The 18,044-nt window shown below is 71.5% G+C and carries 18 protein-coding genes; 6 read left to right on the top strand and 12 right to left on the bottom strand.

Going from position 1 to position 18,044, the window contains the following annotated elements:
- The first annotated feature begins 63 nt into the window (after positions 1–63).
- The 6 genes from BLV96_RS35875 to BLV96_RS35900 all read left to right on the top strand — a co-directional run bounded on the left by BLV96_RS35875 (position 64) and on the right by BLV96_RS35900 (position 7,110).
- Positions 64–1,602 carry an NAD(P)-binding domain-containing protein gene (locus BLV96_RS35875; protein ID WP_086673855.1) on the top strand — a complete coding sequence of 513 codons (1,539 nt, stop codon included), beginning with the start codon at positions 64–66 and terminating at the stop codon, positions 1,600–1,602.
- Positions 1,602–2,672: an alpha-hydroxy acid oxidase gene (locus tag BLV96_RS35880; protein ID WP_086673853.1), complete on the top strand. Its 1,071-nt coding sequence runs from the start codon at positions 1,602–1,604 to the stop codon at positions 2,670–2,672. The genes BLV96_RS35875 and BLV96_RS35880 overlap by 1 nt, the downstream gene beginning before the upstream one ends.
- Positions 2,669–3,934, top strand: coding sequence for a cytochrome P450 family protein (locus BLV96_RS35885; protein WP_086673851.1), 1,266 nt, complete (start codon positions 2,669–2,671; stop codon positions 3,932–3,934). Before BLV96_RS35880 ends, BLV96_RS35885 begins: the two co-directional genes overlap by 4 nt.
- Positions 3,931–5,211 carry a cation:proton antiporter gene (locus BLV96_RS35890; RefSeq protein WP_086673849.1) on the top strand — a complete coding sequence of 427 codons (1,281 nt, stop codon included), beginning with the start codon at positions 3,931–3,933 and terminating at the stop codon, positions 5,209–5,211. Before BLV96_RS35885 ends, BLV96_RS35890 begins: the two co-directional genes overlap by 4 nt.
- 64 nt (positions 5,212–5,275) lie before the next feature.
- Positions 5,276–5,923, top strand: a complete 648-nt coding sequence (locus tag BLV96_RS35895) for a response regulator transcription factor (protein WP_086673847.1) — start codon at positions 5,276–5,278, stop codon at positions 5,921–5,923.
- Complete coding sequence (locus tag BLV96_RS35900; protein WP_086673845.1) at positions 5,920–7,110, top strand: sensor histidine kinase; 1,191 nt, start codon at positions 5,920–5,922, stop codon at positions 7,108–7,110. The genes BLV96_RS35895 and BLV96_RS35900 overlap by 4 nt, the downstream gene beginning before the upstream one ends.
- Here BLV96_RS35900 and BLV96_RS35905 read toward each other — a convergent pair whose 3' ends face one another.
- From BLV96_RS35905 to BLV96_RS35960, 12 genes are all read right to left on the bottom strand, one after another.
- The gene (locus tag BLV96_RS35905) at positions 7,111–8,358 is read right to left on the bottom strand and encodes a HEAT repeat domain-containing protein (protein WP_244180730.1); all 1,248 of its coding nucleotides are present in this window, start codon (positions 8,356–8,358) and stop codon (positions 7,111–7,113) included.
- A gap of 33 nt (positions 8,359–8,391) precedes the next feature.
- Positions 8,392–9,681, bottom strand: a complete 1,290-nt coding sequence (hisS, locus tag BLV96_RS35910; RefSeq protein ID WP_086673843.1) for a histidine--tRNA ligase — start codon at positions 9,679–9,681, stop codon at positions 8,392–8,394.
- Between the two features lie 21 nt (positions 9,682–9,702).
- Positions 9,703–10,086: a hypothetical protein gene (locus tag BLV96_RS35915; RefSeq protein ID WP_086673841.1), complete on the bottom strand. Its 384-nt coding sequence runs from the start codon at positions 10,084–10,086 to the stop codon at positions 9,703–9,705.
- Between the two features lie 87 nt (positions 10,087–10,173).
- A complete protein-coding gene (locus BLV96_RS35920; protein ID WP_086673839.1) occupies positions 10,174–11,337 on the bottom strand; it encodes an amidohydrolase family protein in 1,164 nt (387 codons plus the stop codon).
- Between the two features lies 1 nt (position 11,338).
- Entirely contained in the window at positions 11,339–12,460 is a 1,122-nt protein-coding gene (locus BLV96_RS35925) for an MAB_1171c family putative transporter (protein ID WP_086673837.1), read from the bottom strand.
- Entirely contained in the window at positions 12,457–12,978 is a 522-nt protein-coding gene (locus tag BLV96_RS35930; RefSeq protein ID WP_086673835.1) for a hypothetical protein, read from the bottom strand. Before BLV96_RS35930 ends, BLV96_RS35925 begins: the two co-directional genes overlap by 4 nt.
- Complete coding sequence (locus tag BLV96_RS35935; RefSeq protein ID WP_086673833.1) at positions 12,975–13,379, bottom strand: helix-turn-helix domain-containing protein; 405 nt, start codon at positions 13,377–13,379, stop codon at positions 12,975–12,977. The genes BLV96_RS35930 and BLV96_RS35935 overlap by 4 nt, the downstream gene beginning before the upstream one ends.
- A gap of 298 nt (positions 13,380–13,677) precedes the next feature.
- The gene (locus tag BLV96_RS35940) at positions 13,678–14,130 is read right to left on the bottom strand and encodes a flavodoxin family protein (RefSeq protein WP_086673831.1); all 453 of its coding nucleotides are present in this window, start codon (positions 14,128–14,130) and stop codon (positions 13,678–13,680) included.
- Positions 14,130–15,764: a phospho-sugar mutase gene (locus BLV96_RS35945; protein WP_086673829.1), complete on the bottom strand. Its 1,635-nt coding sequence runs from the start codon at positions 15,762–15,764 to the stop codon at positions 14,130–14,132. Before BLV96_RS35945 ends, BLV96_RS35940 begins: the two co-directional genes overlap by 1 nt.
- Before the next feature lie 109 nt (positions 15,765–15,873).
- The gene (locus BLV96_RS35950) at positions 15,874–16,653 is read right to left on the bottom strand and encodes a purine-nucleoside phosphorylase (protein WP_086673827.1); all 780 of its coding nucleotides are present in this window, start codon (positions 16,651–16,653) and stop codon (positions 15,874–15,876) included.
- A complete protein-coding gene (locus BLV96_RS35955) occupies positions 16,650–17,069 on the bottom strand; it encodes an ABA4-like family protein (protein WP_086673892.1) in 420 nt (139 codons plus the stop codon). Before BLV96_RS35955 ends, BLV96_RS35950 begins: the two co-directional genes overlap by 4 nt.
- Positions 17,066–18,001 carry a hypothetical protein gene (locus BLV96_RS35960; protein WP_086673825.1) on the bottom strand — a complete coding sequence of 312 codons (936 nt, stop codon included), beginning with the start codon at positions 17,999–18,001 and terminating at the stop codon, positions 17,066–17,068. The genes BLV96_RS35955 and BLV96_RS35960 overlap by 4 nt, the downstream gene beginning before the upstream one ends.
- Between the last annotated feature and the right edge of the window lie 43 nt (positions 18,002–18,044).

An 18,044-nucleotide genomic window follows, 5' to 3' on the forward strand; every position in this document is an offset into this window, starting at 1 on the left:
TTTTCTGAGATCTCCGGAGCAGGCTCGGCGCCGATCAAGGTCGGTGCCGAGCCTCAGGAGGTCGTGGTGGAGGAAGTGCTCGATTATCTGGTTGTCGGGGCGGGACCCGCGGGGTTGCAACTGGGGCAGCACCTCGGTCACGCCGGGCACCGGTACCTCGTGCTGGAGGCCGGGTCCGCGCCCGGTCACTTCTTCGAGACCTTCCCCCGGCACCGGACCCTCATCTCCATCAACAAGAAGCACACCGGGTACGCCGACCCGGAGCTGCGCATGCGGATGGACTGGAACTCGATCCTCGCCGATCTCGGCGACGAACTCGTCTTCACCGACTACAGCGAGAAGCTCTTCCCGGACGCCCCGGACTTCCTCCGCTACCTCGCCGATTACGCGGAGAAGCACAAAGTCGACGTCCGCTACGACACCCGGGTGACGCGCATCCGCCGCGACCCGGAAAGCGCTCTCTTCGTTCTCACCGCCGGTGACGAAGAGTTCCGGGCGCGCCGGCTGGTCATGGCCTCCGGCGTCACCAAGCCGTACATCCCGCAGTTCCCCGGCGTCGAGCTGATCGACCAGTACGTGGACGTCGACGTCGACCCGAAGAGCTTCACCGACCAGCGCGTTCTCGTGCTGGGCAAGGGGAACTCCGCGTTCGAGACCGCGGACAACCTCATCGAGACCGCGGCGGTCGTGCACGTCGGCGGCCCGCGGCCGGTGAAGCTCGCCTGGCGCACCCACTTCGTCGGCCACCTGCGCGCCTACAACGCCGGCATCCTCGACATGTACCAGCTGAAACTCCAGCACGCGATCCTCGACGGCGAAGTCCGCGAGGTCCGCAAGGACGCCGACGGCTACCACGTCAAGTTCGCCTTCGCCCGCGCCGACGAGGTGATCAAGGAGATCCGCTACGACCGCGTGATCGGCTGCACCGGCTTCCGCTTCGACGCGTCGCTGTTCGACGAGGACTGCCGTCCGCAGCTCACCATCAACGACCGCTTCCCCGCGCAGACGCCGGACTGGGAGTCGGTCAACGTGCCCGGCCTCTACTTCGCCGGCACGATCACGCAGGTCCGCGACTTCAAGAAGGCCACCAGCGCCTTCATCCACGGCTTCCGCTACGGCGTCCGCGCGCTGGCCAGGGTCCTCAACGAGCGCCACCACGAAACGCCGTGGCCGAACACCGAACTACCCGCCAAACCGGACGCGCTGACCGACGCCGTGATCACCCGGATCAACCGGACTTCCGCGCTGTACCAGCAGTTCGGCTTCCTCGGTGACGCGCTGATCATCGACGGCGACACCGCCCGCTACCTCGAAGAGGTGCCGGTCGACCGGGTCCTCCAAGACCCGCCGGAGGACGCCTACGTCGTCACCCTCGACTACGGCCCGGACCACGACAAGATCGACCCGTTCGACTTCGTCGCGCGCGCCGCCCAGGACAAGGCCAACGACAGCGGCGAGGGCCACTACCTGCACCCGATCGTCCGGCACTACTGCCGCGGCGAGCTCGTCGCGACCCACCACGTCACCGAAAACCTCGAGAACGAGTGGGACAAAGAGGTGCACGTCGAGCCGCTGACCGCGTTCTTCACGCGGGAGCTGTGATGCGCACGATCGCGGAGTTCGAGGCGGCGGCCCGGCAGCGCCTCGACCCGGTGCACTACGACTACTTCGCGGGCGGCGCGCAGGAGGAGATCACCGTGGCGGAGAACGAATCCGCGTTCCGGAAGCTGCGGCTGCTCCCACGCGTCCTGCGCGGCAGCGACAAGCGCGACCTGAGCATCGAACTGCTCGGGACGCCGTCGTCGATGCCGATCCTCGTCGCGCCCACGGCGTTCCACCGGCTCGCGCACGCCGACGGCGAACTCGCCACGGCGCGGGCGGCCGCCCGCGCGGGGACGATCATGATCGTCAGCATGGCCGCCACCACGGCGATCGAGGACATCGCCGCGGCGGCCCGCGAGGTCGCGCCGGACCCGGGTCTGTGGTTCCAGCTCTACCTGCAGCCGGACCTGGAGTTCACCGAGGCGATCGTGCGCCGCGCCGAGCACGCCGGCGTCAAGGCGTTCGTCGTGACCGTGGACTCGCCGGTGCTCGGCCGCCGGGAACGCGACGACCGCAACGACTTCCACGACCTGCCGTCGGGGCTGGTCGTGGAGAACCTCCGCAACATCGGCGAGAACCGCAGTGGCGGCAACACCAGCCATGTCCGCGAGATCGTCATGTCGGCCGGGCTGAACTGGGACCACATCGCGTGGCTGCGGTCGAAGACCAAGCTGCCGGTGCTGATCAAGGGCGTCCTGCACGCCGAGGACGCGCGGCTGGCGGTGCACCACGGCGTCGCCGGGATCGTCGTCTCCAACCACGGCGGCCGCCAGCTCGACACCGTGCCGGCGACGATCGACGTCCTCCCCGAGATCGCCGCGGCCGTCGGCGGCGCGATACCGGTACTGCTCGACGGCGGGATCCGGCGCGGCACCGACGTCGTCAAGGCCCTCGCCCTCGGCGCGGACGCGGTCGGCGTCGGCCGTCCGGTCGTGTGGGGGCTGGCCGCGGGCGGGCGCGAAGGCGTCACGCAGGTCCTGGACCTGCTGCGCGACGACTTCGACCAGGCCCTCGCCATGTGCGGCGGCCGGCACCCGGCCGACCTCACCCCGGACCAGGTGCGCCGATGATCGGGAAAGCGCTCGCGACGGCCGCCGCGCTGACCGCGCCCGCCTGGCTGCCCGCCCGGGTCGTCGCCCTGCGGATGAAGATCTTCGCGCTGGTCAACGGCCAGGACACGGTGACGATCCCGGGGGAGCAGGTCGGCGCCGCGGACTTCAAGCGCGTCTACGCCGACCCGGCGGCGAACGGCCGCAGCCGCGGTGCCGCCCTGTCCGACCTGTTCTGGTACTGGCTCGCGCCCGGCCCCCAGGTGCACCAGGAGCATCTCGAAGCCGGCCCGCGCTACGACGAGGTCGCCAAGTGCACCCGGCACATCCTCGTCCGGTCCAAAAAGGACTCCGAGGAGCTGGCCCGGCGGGTGGCCGCGCACGTCCTCGACGACGTCGGCCCCGGGCTCGTCCGGTTCCGCGACGCGATGATGCCGGTCTGGGCCGAGCTGTACTACGAGCTGGTGTTCGAGGAGCCGTGCCCGCCCGAGGCGCGGGACCTCATCGTCGGGCACGCCGACGACGTCGTCTCGGCGCTGAAGTGCGTGCGGCCGCGCAACATGCGCCGTCGCGCGAAGCTGACGAAGTACCTGCGGCGGCGCCTCGCCGACATCCCGCACCCGTTGCCGGAGTCCCTGACCCCGGAGGAGCAGGCCTACTACCTGCAGGGGACGTTCTTCAACACCGCCGTCGTGCAGATGTCCGAGGCGATGGCACACCTGCTGATGATCATCGCCCAACGGCCCGAAGTCCAACGACGGCTGGCCGAGCACCCGGACGACGACGCCTACCTCGACCGCGTCATCGACGACGGCCTGCGCGAGTTCCCGCTGTTCGGCATCGCGCACCGGATCTCCACCGCGGACATCGAGCTCGAGCACCTCACGATCCCGGCGGGGACGGTGCTGTGCTTCAGCTACCCGGGTTACGCGGCACAGTCCGGAAAGGACGATTTCGTCCCGTTCGGCGTCGCGCAGAACCGCGCCTGCCCGGCCCGCGGGCTGGCCCCGCCGACCATGCGCGTCGTGACGCGGGAGGTGCTGCGCCGGTTCAGCCTGGCCACGACGGCCGGGCACACGCGCTCGATCCCCAACCGCGGCCCGGCGCTGCTCACCCCGCGCGGGGCCCGCACCCGGCGAGCGCCGCTGGTGTGGCTCGCGGTCCGCGACCGCTGGGAAGACGTCTGGCGCAGCTTCGCCCAGCTCGTGTTCGGCACGTACATGGTCCTCGACGCCCGTCGCCAAGCCTTGTGCACCACCTACTTCGCCGGAGGTAACCGATGAGCCCGTCCGAGGCGGCACCCACGTTCTTCCTCGCGGTCGTGGCGATCCTCGTGGTGGTCCGGCTGGTCTGCCTGGTCGCGGTCAAGCTCGGCCAGCCGCCGGTGGTCGGCGAGATGGTCGCCGGGGTGCTGCTCGGTCCCTCGCTGTTCGGGCTGCTGCTGCCGGACGTCCAGGCGGCGCTGTTCCCGGACGCGATCCGGCCGCTGCTCTACGTCGGCGGCCAGATCGGCCTGGTCATCTACATGTTCGGCGCCGGCTACGAGTTCAACCTGAACAGCATCAAGCAGTCGCGGAAGTCGGTCGCGGCGATCTCGTCGGCCGGGACGCTGGTGCCGCTGGCGCTCGGGGTCGGCGTCGCCGTGCTGGGCACGTCGTGGGTCGGCATCGGAAAGGACGGCGTCTCGCTCGTGACGTCGGCCGCGTTCGTCGGGGTGGCGGTTTCGATCACGGCGTTCCCGATGATGGTCCGGATCATCACCGAACGCGGGATCGGCTCGACGAAGTTCGGGTCGCTGGCGCTGGCCTGCGGCGCGCTCGACGACGTCCTCGCGTGGTTGCTGCTGGCGGTCGTGCTGGGGATGCACGCCGGATCGCTGGGGCCGATCGCGCTCGCCCTCGGCGGCGGGCTGCTGTTCGCGCTGCTGGTGTTCATCGTCGGGCGGCGCCTGCTGACCCGGGTGATGGGCAGCGACCGGGTGAGCGTCGACCAGCGGGTGCTCATCACCGCGATGACGCTGTTCGCGGCCGCCTGGTTCACCGACACGATCGGCCTGTACGCGGTGTTCGGCGCGTTCACCGTCGGGGTGGCGTTCCCGCGCGGCGCGGCCGCCGACGCCGTGCTCGCGAAGATCATGCCGATCGGGTCGATCGTGTTCGTTCCGCTCTTCTTCACCTATTCCGGCCTGAACACCCGGTTCGCGCTGCTCGCCGACCCGAAGCTGCTCGCCTTCGCGCTGCTGACGGTGGCGGTCTCGATCGTCGGCAAGCTCGGTGCGTCCTGGGGCGCGGCCCGGCTGGCGGGGGAGCCGCAGGCGATCGCCACTCGCGTCGGCGTGCTCGTCAACGCCCGGGGGCTGATGCAGCTGATCGCGCTCAATGTCGGGCTCGCGGCGGGGATCGTCTCGCCGGCGTTGTTCACGGTGCTGGTGCTCGTCGCGCTGGTCACCACGATCATGACCGCGCCGGTGCTCGCCTGGCTCGACCGGCGCGATGCCCGCAAGGGGAGCAGCGACCTGGTCCTGACGGCCGAGCCGGTCCCGGCCACCGGGAAAAGTTGATAGTTCAATTTCGGAAAATAACTGCCAGTATGGATGCGTGCACGATGGGGCTGCGAAACCGCGGGTGCTCCTGGTCGAGGACGACCGGGAACTGGCGGGCATGCTCACCGAGCTGCTCGCGGACGAAGGCTACGAAACCGAAGCGGCGTACGACGGTCAACGGGGGCTGCACCTCGGGCTCACCGGGCAGTACGACGTGCTCATCATCGACCGCCGGCTCCCGGTGCTGGACGGCCTGGAGCTGCTGCGGCAGCTGCGGGCCCACGCCGTGACCACGCGCGTGCTGGTGCTCTCGGCGCTGGGCGAGCTCGCCGACCGCGTGGGCGGGCTCGACGCCGGCGCCGACGACTACCTAGTCAAGCCGTTCGAGGCCGACGAGCTGCTCGCTCGCCTGCGCGCGCTCGGTCGCCGCGACCTCGAAGGAGCGGAGTCGCTCCCGCTCGGTGCGGCGGCGCTCGACCTGCTGCGGCACGAGGTCGTGCTGCCGCGCGGGGAGCGGATCACGCTGTCCGGGCGGGAGTTCGAGCTGCTGCGGACGCTGGCGCAGCGGCCGAAGGCGATCCACCCGCGGGCGGCGCTGCGGACCAACGTCTTCGCCGACTCGACCGGGGAGTCCATTGTGGACACGTACGTCTACTACCTGCGGCGCAAGCTCGGCCGCGGCGTCGTCCGGACCGTGCACGGCCTCGGCTACCAGATCGGCGCGGTATGAAACCCGACCCCGAGGAGCGGGCCCTGCGGCGGGCGCGGTGGGCGATCACCGCGCAGATCGCCGTGGTCGTGTCGTTGCTGGTGGCCGTCGCGGGCGGGATCGCCTACGCGATCCTGCTGTCCCGCCAGCACGCCGAAGCCGACCGCACGCTGGCCAGGACGGTCGAGCTGGGCCCGGCCGAGACCCCGCCCGGCTGCGTCTGGCTGTTCACCCCGGCCCTGCACGCACCCGCGGGCCGGCCACCGGCCGGGATGCCGATCGCGGCGCTGAACGCGACGGTGCCGGCGGCCGGGGACGTCCACACGGAACGGCGTTCGATCGGCGACATGACGTACACGATCCGCGTCGAGAACCGCGGCGGCGTCGTCTCGCAGGCATTTTTCGAGGAGCTGTACCAGATCCAGGACCGCTCGTCGCTCGTGTCCGGGCTGGTGGTCGCCGAGGTGCTCGCCCTGCTGGCCGCTGTGCTCTGCGGGCGGGTGCTGGCGTGCCGGGCGATCCGGCCGCTCGCCGACGCGCTGCGCCGGCAGCGCACGTTCGTCGCGGACGCGTCCCACGAGCTGCGCGCCCCGCTCACCCGCCTGCACACGCGGGCACAGCTGCTGGCCCGGCGCGCGTCCGGCCGCGACGCGGACGACCTCGACCAGCTGGTGCGCGGCACGCGGGAGCTCGGCGAAGTCGTCGAGGACCTGCTGCTGTCGGCGCGGGCGTGCGACCGGCAATCGCTGGAGCTGGTGGAACTGGGGTCGCTCGCGGAGGAAGCGGTCGAGGCGGAAGCGGTCCGCGCGGGCGAGGGCCGGGTCCGCTTGGCGGTGACGCGCGAGCGGCGGCCGTACGTGGTCCAGGGCGTCCCGACGGCGTTGCGGCGCGTGCTGTCCGCCTTGCTGGACAACGCGTTGGGCCACACCCCGCCGGGCGGGTCGATCGAGGTGTGGCTGGGCGTGCCGGACGAAGGACACGTGGAGCTGCGGGTCCGCGACACCGGAGTCGGCTTCCCGGCGGCCGACGCGGACCGCATCTTCGAGCGCTTCGCCCGCGGCTCGGACGGCGACGGCCGCCGGTTCGGGCTGGGTCTGGCGCTGGTCCGCGAAGTGGTGACGGGCCACGGCGGCACGATCGCGGCGGCGGGCCGTCCCGGCGCGGGCGCGACGTTCACGCTCCGGCTGCGCCGCGCCGGCTCCGCCTGATCATCGGTACTGCGCGGAACTCAAGAGGAAGCGGATCCAGCGGGCCATCGCGGGGTCGAGGTCGTCGCAGGCGGCCTCGAGTTCCGCTCGCAGCCGGGCTGTGGGTTTCGTGTACACGCCGATCAGGTGCTGCCGGCAGGCGTGGAGGTCCTGCTCGGCGTCGGCGCCGAGGTCCGCGTCGGCCAGCAGCGTGAGGTCGGTGTGCAGGCGCACCCAGGTGTCGCGGTCGCGCAGCAGCGCCGCGGCCGCCCGTCGCGTGTGGACCGGGCGGTCCGCCGCCAGCAGCTCCCGGAGCGTGGCGACCTCGACGAACTTGCCGCGCAGGAACTCCACCACCTGGCGGGTGACCGCGGGGGAGGGGTCGGTCAGCAGCGGCAGCACCGCGGTCGATTCGGGCGCGATCCGACGCAGTCCGCGGACGGCCGCCCGCCGGATCCGGGGGTGGTCGTGGCTCAGGGCGCGCTCCAGCCGCTCGGCATCGCCGGCGGTCCCGGTTTCGCCGAGCCCGGCGAGCACGCCGAACGAGTCCGGCAGCGTGCGGTAGTGGGCGGCCGGGTCGCCGCCCGCCTTGAGCACCAGCGCCTGCGCCATCGACCGCACCGCGGACGTCGGGTCGGCCAGGTACTCCTCGGCCCCGCCGGCCATGGTGAGGGCGCGCATCCGGACCTTCGGTGCCCCGGCCGCCAGCGCCTCGTCGACGCACTCGCCGCGGTCGAGCAGCGCGGTGCCGGCGATCGCGCGCACGACGAAGTCCTCGTCGCGCGTCGCGATGTCCAGCAGCCGTTCGCGCGACAGGAGACCGAGCGCTTCGCGGTGAGCCCAGCGGCGGGTTTCCCGGTCTTCGAGCGCCAGCGCGACGTCGAGCAGCCCGGGCAGGTTTTCGCGCAGCAGCGCGATCATCCAGTCGTCGACCTGCCGACGCCGCAGGACGCCGAGGAGCGGAAGCATCGCGCGCAGCGACGAATCGTCCAATTTGGACACCGCGGCCCGGCGTGCCGCCGCGCGGACCGGCGCCACCCAGTCGACGCAGCGGATCAGCAGCAGCGGCAACGCCTCGGGGTCGGAGCTGACCGCGAGCCGGTGGACCGCGGCCTCCCGCAGGTAGCCGTCGCCGGAGCAGGCGGCGACGACCAGCGCTTCCCGCGGGGTGCAGCGGGTGCCGGCGGGCCAGTACGTCCGCCGGAGTTCCACGTCGAAATCCGCCCACCGCCGCACGTCGCCGGCGATGAGCAGGTCAAGGTCCAACACCCCTTCAGCGTGCCAGGGGCGTCGAGTGGGTTTTCAGCTCAGCAGGGTCTGGACCGCCGCGGGGGCGTCGGCGATCGCGACCGAATTCTGCTCGCGGGTCGCGAGGCTGCGGACCGTCACGTTCCCGGCCGCCCAGTCCTCCTGGCCGACGATCACCACCGCGACCGCGCCCGCCTTGTCCGCGCGGGTCAGCTCCTTGCCCAGCTTGCGGTGCTCGATCGGCGTCGACGTCCGCAGGCCGGCGCCGCGCAGGGACGCCGCCACCGAGCGGGCCGCGTCCGAGAGGTCCTCGGTCACCGGGATCACCATGACGTCGACCTCGCTGCGCGGGGCCGGGGTCAGGCCGTGCGTGTCGAGGAAGTCGATCAGCGTGACGTCACCCATGCCGAACCCGATGCCCGGGATCTGCTGCGGCGTGAACATCGACGCGAGGTCGCTGTAGCGGCCGCCGCCGAACAGCGCCCGGCGGTTCTCCGGTGAGGTGTCGAAGACCTCGAACACGGTCGACGTGTAGTAAGCCAGCCCGCGCACGATCATCGGCTCGTACTTGACCAGGTCCTTGGCGCCGCTGTCGAGCACCTTCACGAGGTTCGACTGCTCGCGCACTTCGGCGGGCAGCTCGTCGAGCAGGGCCTCGCCCATGCCGAGCGTCTCGGCCAGCTTCTCGAACTGCTTGTCCGACAAGCCGATCTCGCCGGCGCTCTCGGCCAGCTTCTCGCGCGGGTACTTCTCCCACCGGTCGACGAGCGCGAACACCTGGGCCAGGTGGTCTTCGGAGACGCCGGCGACGTCGGTGAGCGCCGACGTCAGCAGGTTCCGGTCGTTGACGCGCAGCACGAACATGTCCGGCGTCGCGCCGAGCGCGGCCATCATGTCGTGCACCAGCTCGAAGATCTCGATCTCGCAGTTGGCGCTGTCCGAGCCGAAGATGTCGGCGTTGATCTGCCAGTGCTCCCGGACGCGGCCGCGCTGCGGCGCCTCGTACCGGTGGCAGTTCGGGTGGCTGTACCACCGCACCGGGAACGACAGCGACTTCGCGCTCCCGGCGATCATCCGCGCGACCGACGGCGTCATCTCCGGCCGCAGCGCGAGCCGCCGCCCACCCTTGTCGGTGAGGGTGTAGAGCTGCTTGTCCGCGAGTTCCTGGCCCGACTTCCGCTCGTAGATCTCGGCGGATTCGAGGATCGGGCCGTCGTAGCGGAGGAAGCCGCGGCGCTCGAGGACGTCGTAGAGATGACCGAACACCTGCGTGCGCACGGACATTTCGGCGGGCAGGAAGTCCCGGGTCCCCTTGTAGGGCGCGGTCGGCAGGTATTCAGGCACGTCACCAGCTTAACGACCGGTTCAGGCGACCCCGTAGGCGGTGACGAGCACGGCGGCGGCCAGGAGCACGGCGCCGGCGCTGGTGACGCGCCCGCCGAGCTTGCCCCGGTTCGGGAGCAGGTGCAGGAAGAAGCCGCCGGACTGGGCGAGGATCCCGAAGAGCAGCAGGAAGCAGGTGATCCAGAGGGTGGTGTCGGAGAGGTCCGTGCGGCTGAGGATCTGGAGGACGACGAGGGCGAGGACGAGCAGCACGCCGGCGTGCGCGTGACCGGCGCGGAACATCGCGCGCTGGTGTTCGGTGAGCTTGCGATCTCGCATGACGCCCATGAGGGCGTAGCCGCCGTACATGACGGTGGGCAGCGAGACCAGGGCGATCACGGTGAAGAGCTGGGTGGGTCCGTGCATCGGGGGACTCGTTCTCGGGGTGGTGGAAGCTACGGTAACACTGTTTTAAAACGGTGTCACCAAACTGGGCGTTCCCCGATCGTGGACTTAGGCGGCGCGGCCCCCGGCCAGCACCAGCAGCGGGTTCCGCAACGCGGCGAGCGAAGCCAGCGGGTCACCCTCGACGACGAGCACATCGGCCGCCAAGCCGGCCTCGAGCCGGCCGGTCACCTCAGTCAGCCCCAATCCCGCCGCCGAGTCGCAGGTGGCGATCTCCAAGATCCGCCGCCGCGAAAACCCGAGCCACTCGTACAACTCCAACGCCCCCACGGGATCGTCGAACACCGACCCCGGCAAGCCCGCGTCGGTTCCGGCGAGCAGGCGGACGCCGTGCTCCTCCAGCCACGGCAGCCGCCCGTACATCGCCTGGGCCGTCTCGTCGCCGAGCTTCTCGACGATCATCCGCCAGTTCCGGCTGCTCGTCGAACACGCCGAAATCCCGTCGGCGGCCATCTTCGACGCCACCGCGTCCCGCCGGTCGAACGACCGCGGTCCGGTCAGGAAACTGCAGTGCTCCACCGTCGACACCCCGGCCGACACCCCCGCCTCGATGGCGTCCGCGCCGTGGGCGTGGGCCGCCACCGGCAACCCGTGCGACGCCGCGTGCGAAACCACCACCGAGAGCTGCCGGGCGTCGAACTGGGACTCCCACATGTCCGCGCCGCCCTCGGTGATCTGGCCGCCGCTGGCCATCACCTTGATCACGTCCGCGCCCGCTGCCGCGTTTTCGTCGATCAGCGAGCGGATCGCGGCGTCGGAAGCGACCTCGCCGCCGAAGAAGTGGCAGTGCCCGGCCGGCACCGTGATCGGCGGGCCCGACACCAGCAGCCGCGGCGCCACCTCGCCCGCGAAGGACTCGCGGACCGCCGCGCCCAGGTGCCCGCGGTCGCCGAGGTCGCGCACCGTCGTCACGCCGCTGCGCAGCATCGACGACAGCCGAGAACGCGCGTCCGCCACCGAAGTGCCGGCCTGGAAATGGGCCAGCATCTCCCGCGACGCGTCGAAAGCCAGGTGCACGTGGACGTTGAACAACCCCGCCAACGCCGTGCCGGTGGGGAAGTCGTGCCGGGCGGCGTCCGGCGCGGCCCGCGCCAGCACGTCCGCCCGCGGCCCGGCCGCCACGATCACGCCGTCGCGGACCAGCACCGCGCCGTCCACCACCGGCGCCGAGGGCCGCGGCAGCACGCGGCCCGCGGTGATCACCGTGTCCACGTCACGACTCCATCGCGGCCGAAAGCGCCAGCAGCGGCCGGACGTCCGATTCGATGTCGTCCGCCGGCGCGGGCAGGACCTGCTTCGCGTGGCCGTCGCTCTTCTCGCCGGCCGCGTGCCGGGCCAGCGCCGCCTTCAACGCGTCCGCCGCGGCGCCGGGATCGGTCGCGACGACGTCGCCGAAACCCGCGTCCAGGTACGGCGACAGCTGCACCAGGCCGTCCCGGATTTCGATCACCCGGCGGTAGTACACGCGGTGCACACTGCGCGGCGACAGGCGTTCGGCCCGCCGGCGCGGCGGTGTCCGCAGCACGATGCTGGGGAAGGCCTGGACCAGCACCGTCCACAACGGACCCAACGCCTGGTGTTCGCGGCGGTGCTGACGCCGGCGCCGCAACGCCGAGAACCGCGCCCGCACGCCGGGGTAGGTGACGCCCAGCAGGAAGAGCATCCCGCCGATGATCACGAACGGCACCCCGAGCAGCAGCAGGACCTTGACGACCGGGCCGAACGCCCACGCCACCACGATGTACAGCGCGCGGAAGATGCTGCCGGCCGCCGCGCAGGCCAGGCCGACCGCGCTCATCCGCAGGCCGATCCGCAGGTCGCGGTCGGCCACCCGCAGGTAGCGGACGATCCACGCCGCGCACGCGATCAGGCCGTAGATCAGGTACAGCCCGGCGCCGAGGTAGAACACCGCGACCCCGCTGTCGTGGATCGTCGACGGCCCGAGCGCCAGCCCGCGCAGCTCCGGCGGGGTCAGGGCCATCGCGACGACCATCAACGCGATCGCGGCCGCCAGCGGCACCAGCTCGACCGCCACCCGCCGGTAGCGCCGCGGCCCCAGCGCCGAGCCGAGGAAGAAGACGACCAGCGCGCACACCGCGCACGCCAGCAGCGCGTTGTTCAGCACCCGCGCGGCACCCAGGCCGAACACCGCGTCGATGTCGTCGGAGATCACCTGCTGCTGGAGGAGGAACGCGAGGGCGAACCCGGCGACGCACGCGGTGACGGCCCAGTTGGGCACCGTCGGCGCGCGTTGCACCTGGTAGATCCGCCACGCCAACGCCGCGGCGAACAGCACCATCGCGAGTACGTTCACGGGGCTGAAAAGTGTGCTCACAACCACCCTTGGTGATCGCCGAGCGTCCCCTGGATCCGGCGGAGATCCCGGTCCGCAGCACGCCGCGGGATCGTGTAGTTCAGGACCGACGCCCACTCGAGGATGATGGTCGCGACGGTCTCGGCTTCCCACTCGTGGGCGTCATCGTAGGACGACCGGCGCAGTGCGCGGTGTACTGCATCCGGGTCAAGATCCGGAACCGGGCCGCGCAGGAAGTCGGCCGGCTGGGCGTCGCCGTGCGGGTGGTGGTCGGCGAGCATGTGGCCGAGCTCGTGCAGGATGATGTGGTCCTGGTGGGATTTCGTGGTTTCGGCCTGGTAAAAGATGTAATCCGCCGAAGAAGTGGCGATCCAGCACCCGAACGGGCCGGGCACCTCCAGCGGGTAGGCCATCAGCCGGATCGGCTTGCCGCGTTGCTCGCCCAGCCGCGCGCAGAGCACTTCGACGTCGAGCGGCGGGCCGATGTCGAGCTGCTTCAGCAGCGTGCGGCAGCGGCGGCGCAGCTCTCGTTCCTTCATCGCGCGGTGTCCTCCGGGTTGCGGCCCTCGCGTTCGGCCCGTTCGTAGCGCTCCACCAGCTCCAGCAGGTCCATCACCTGCCGGCGCCCCTGCGGGGAGAGCTCCTGCGCCCGCATCGCCATCAGCTGCGCTTCCCCGGCCGGGGGCGCGGCTGCCTCTTCGTCGAAGAAGTACGTGACGGGCACGCCGAACAGCTTCGCCAGGGCCTCAACGTAGTGGATCTTCGGGTTGACGCGCTTGCCCGTGGCCAGCTGCTGCAGGTAGGCGGGCGACATCGCCGGCCCACCCGCCCGTTCCACCGCCGCCGAGATCTCCCGGTAGCTGTGCGGCGCGCGCCCGTCGAGCCGAGCCGCCTCGATCAGGGCGCTCAGCCGTTCCGCGAAAGTGCGTTCCCGTGCCATACCCGCCCCCTGAGTTTCCGCCGTGAAAATTCTAGCCGGGAAACCACTGTACGCACATGTTGACAGCTATCGTATGCAGTGGTTTACAGTTGGCACGCCTCTCGTCTTGCTCTCCGTACCCTGGGGGTGTACGGAACCGCAAGACGAGAGGCTGTCGCGTCTTCTCGACTCGTCATGATCGCCTGGGTGTAGTACGCTTCAGCTTGTCAAGGTCGAACGCCCTCGCGGCGATCCCTTGGCCACGGCCTGTTGCCGGAGGTCGACCCCCAGGGCTTCCGGTGACAGGCCCCTTACTTTTTCAGGACATCAAAGTGGCGGCCACGGTGCCGCCCAGCTCGGTGCACGCTTCCAGGATCCGTTTGTCCGGTTCGCTCGTGCTGATGACCGGCTCCGCCACCTTTTCCCACGCCAAGCCCGTGGTGATGGACAGCAGCTGGCGTTCGGTCCCCGACGTGTCGCTGTTCCCGTGGATCCAGTAGCCGAACGGCCGCCCCCGCGTCGCGTCCAGGCACGGGTAGTAGACGGTGTCGAAGAAGTGCTTCAACGCGCCGCTCATGCTGCCCAGGTTCGCCGGTGTGCCCAGCAGGTAGCCGTCCGCCTCGAGGACGTCGGGGACGGTCGCCGCCAGTGCCGCGCGGCGGACCACCTCCACGCCCTCGATGTCCGGGTGCGTCGCGCCGGCCAGCACCGCCTCGAACAGCGCCTGCGTCGACGGCGACGGCGTGTGGTGCACGATCAGCAGCCTGGGCATCAGGCGAGCAGCTCCTCGACCGCCGTCCGCAACGCGCCCAGCCGCGCGCTCGCGGCATCGCGGGCCTCCGCGAGCGAACCCGTCACCGGGGCCACGACCTGCAGGTACGCCTTCAGCTTCGGCTCGGTCCCGGACGGGCGGACGACCACGCGCACGCCTTCGCCGGTCAGGCGCAGCACATCCGCGTCCGGCAGCAGGTCGTCGAGCGCGACGGCGACCCCGCCCAGCTCGGCCGGCGGCGTCTCCCGCACCTTAGCCATCAGCTGCCCGCGGACGGCGAGATCGGTCACCCGCAGGGAAACCTGGTCGGTGAGGTGGACGCCGTGGCGCTGGGCCAGCTCGTCCAGGACGTCCAGCGGCGTGCGGCCCTCGGCCTTGAGCCGCGCGGTGTAGCCGGCGGCCAGTGTCGCGGCGGCGATGCCGTCCTTGTCGCGCACGAAACCCGGGTTCACGCACAGGCCGAGCGCTTCTTCGTACGCGAAGACGAGCCCTTCGCCGGCGCGGACCAGCCACTTGAACCCGGTGAGCGTCTCGGCGTAGCGGGCGCCTTCGGCCTTCGCGACCTCGCCGAGCATCGACGACGACACGATGGTCGTCGCGACCAGCGGGTCCGGCAGAAGCGTCCGGTCCACTGTGGACAGGACGTACGAGCCGAGCAGGACGCCGGTCTCGTCGCCGCGCAGCATCCGCCACCGGCCATCCCGCTCGCGGACGCCCAGCGCGCAGCGGTCGGCGTCCGGGTCGAGCGCGATCGCCAGGTCGGCGTCCACTTCGGACGCCAGCGCCAGCAGGAGGTCGGTCGCGCCGGGTTCCTCCGGGTTCGGGAACGACACGGTCGGGAAGTCCGGGTCGGGCGCGGCCTGGTCGCCCACCAGGTGCAGGTCGGTGAACCCGGCCCGCTCGAACGCCGCGTGCAGCGTGTCGGCGCCGACGCCGTGCAACGCGGTCGCGGCCACACGCACCGCGCGCTCGGCGCCCATCGGCAGCGTCGCGACCTCGTCGAGGTAGGAGTCGAGCAGGTCGACGACCTCGGCGCCGGGCGCGCGGGGCACGCTCACCGCGGCGGGCGCGGCCTGGATGGCGCGTTCGATCTCGCCGTCGGACGGCGGGACGATCTGGCCGCCGGTCGCGTCGTAGAGCTTGTACCCGTTGTCGGCGGGCGGGTTGTGCGACGCGGTGATCTGGATCCCGGCCACCGCGCCGAGCCGCCCGACGGCGAACGCGAGCACCGGGGTCGGCAGCGGTTTCGGGAACACCTTGACGTCGAAGCCCGCGGCGGTGAGGACTTCGGCGGCCGCGGTCGCGAAGGCTTCCGAGCCGTGCCTCGCGTCCCGGCCGACGACGACCAGCGCGCCGGCGTGCCCGTGGGCTGTGAGCCACGCCGCGACACCGGCAGTCGTGCGCGTGACGACGGCGACGTTCATCCCGTTCGGCCCGGCGCGCACCGGCCCGCGCAGCCCCGCCGTGCCGAACTCGAGGGGCCCGGCCATCCGGTCGGCCAGCTCGCCGGCGGCACCGGCGTCGCCGCCCATCGCCTTGGCGAGAACGTCCTGCAGCTCGGCGCGCGCGTCGTCGTCCGGGTCGTCGGCGATCCAGCGGAAGGCGGCGTCACGCAAGGTCGAATCGATCGTCACCGCGTCAGCCTACGGGCTGGGGCCGGGGGTGCAGGAGCCGTCGCCGGAAAGCCGTGAATGGCACATTGACGGACGCTAAGTCCCTCAATGTGCCATTCACGGTCTTGGGTCAGGCGCGGGTGACCAGCTCGCGCAGCAGGGAGCCCATCTGGGTCGCCGCCGCGCGGCCCGCCTCCAGGACTTCCTGGTGGTTGAGCGGCTCGCCCGTCATGCCGGCCGCCAGGTTCGTGACCAAGGACAGGCCGAAGACCTCGACGCCGGCCGCGCGGGCCGCGATCGCCTCCAGGACCGTCGACATGCCGACCAGGTCCGCGCCCAGCGTGCGCAGCATGTGGATTTCGGCCGGCGTCTCGAAGTGCGGCCCGGTCAGGCCCGCGTAGACGCCCTCCTCCAGCGACGGGTCGATCTCCTTCGCGATCCCGCGCAGCCGCGCCGAATACAGGTCCGTCAGGTCGACGAAGTTCGCGCCGACGATCGGCGAGCGCGCCGTCAGGTTCAGGTGGTCGGAGATCAGCACCGGCTGACCCACGCGGAACCCCTCGCGCAACCCGCCGGCCGCGTTCGTCAGCAGCACCGACCGGACGCCGGCCGCCGCCGCGGTGCGCACGTTGTGCACCACCGGGTCGATGCCCTTGCCCTCGTAGAAGTGCGTGCGGCCGAGCATGACCAGGACGTTCTTGTCGCCGATCTTCAGCGAGCGGATGGTGCCGCCGTGGCCCACCGCGCCGGGCGTGGTGAAGCCGGGGAGCTCGGCGAACGGGATCTCCGTCTCGCACTCCCCGATGACGTCCGCCGCCGGGCGCCAGCCCGATCCCAGGACCACCGCGATGTCGTGCGCGTCCACGCCGGTGCGCTTGGCGATGGCGGCCGCGGCCTCGTGTTCACTCATGCCCGGGAGCGTAACCGGGCACTTCGCGCCACCAGGAACACCACCAGCCCGAACGGCGACAGGAAGATCGTCAGCACCAGGATCGGGCTGACCAGCCACGGCGAAAGCCCCACGCGCCGGCCCTCGAAGTACATCCACCGCGCGATGAACAGGTCGAACGCGATGAGGTGCGCCCAGACGAGCCCGGCGCCCCACGGCGTGGCCAGCAGCGTCTGCAGCACGCCGAGGTCCGGCGAGAGCATCGCCCGCCCCCACTCGCCGAAGTGCGGCAGCACCAGCGCGAAGTAGCAGGCCAGCGGCAGCAGCGGCACCCACGGCGACGCCATGACCCGCGGCGTCCACCGCCAGTTCGGCGCCAGGACCATCAAGGCCCAGAACGGCACGGCCAGTGGGAACGCCAGGTCGAAGAGGATCACCGCGTCACGGCCCACGAGCCGAGCCCGACGGCCGCGACCAGCGCCGCGGCGGCCCCCAGCGTCGCCGCGTCCGGGTGCACGATCGACTGCGCCCGCAGCGCCTGCCACGTCACCAGCGCCGTCAGCCCCGCGTACCCGGCCGCGCCGACGAGGACGAGCCGCGCGCGGACGGCGTCGTCGCGCAGCCGGGCGAACCGCGGGGCCAGCGCCGCGAGCGCGATGGCGAGCAGCGGCAGCACCTGCAGCGCGTGCATCCCGACGAAGTGCGGGATCCGCAGGTCGCCCGCCACCGTGCTCCAGCCGAGGATCGGCAGGCCGGGACCGCCGTCGGCGAGCCCGACGGTGTGCGCGCCGACCATGTCCGGCGTGCCGCCCGTCTGCCACTGCGCGAGCTGCTGCGCGGTCGGGTTCGTCATCAGGATGCCCAGCGAGATCCCGACCAGGGACAGCACGGCGCCGGCGCGCACGGCCCAGTAGCTCGCCCGGTCTTCTAGCTTGGTGAACATGACGAGGACGGTCAGCACGAGCGTGGCGACCCAGAGACCCATGATCATCTTGCCCATGACGTTGTAGATCAGGGCGTCCTGCGGGGTCGCGTTGTTGAAGTGGCTCGCCCGGCCGCGGGCCGCCTGGAAGACGAGCAGGACGTACTCGGCGGCGAAGATCGCCACGAGGAAGTTCGTCAGCCAGGACGCCGTGCGCCGGAACCGCGGCAGCAGCGAGACGAGCCAGCTCCAGGTGGCGAAGTAGAGGGCGCCCGAGATCGCGAACTTGAACGGCTTCGCCCAGATCGGCGCGCCGGCGAGGGTCCGCTGGTCGACGAGCAGCGCGGCGACGCACAGCACCGCCACCACCCCCAGGGTGGCGGCCGCGATCGCGGACGGGCGGTGCCACCCGCGCGTTCTGCTCCGGACGTCGGCAAGGATGGTCATGGTTCCTCCCAGAATGGATAGTCAAGCTCTCCGTTATGGGAAG

Source organism: Amycolatopsis pretoriensis (genome assembly GCF_900107925.1).
GTDB lineage: Bacteria > Actinomycetota > Actinomycetes > Mycobacteriales > Pseudonocardiaceae > Amycolatopsis > Amycolatopsis pretoriensis.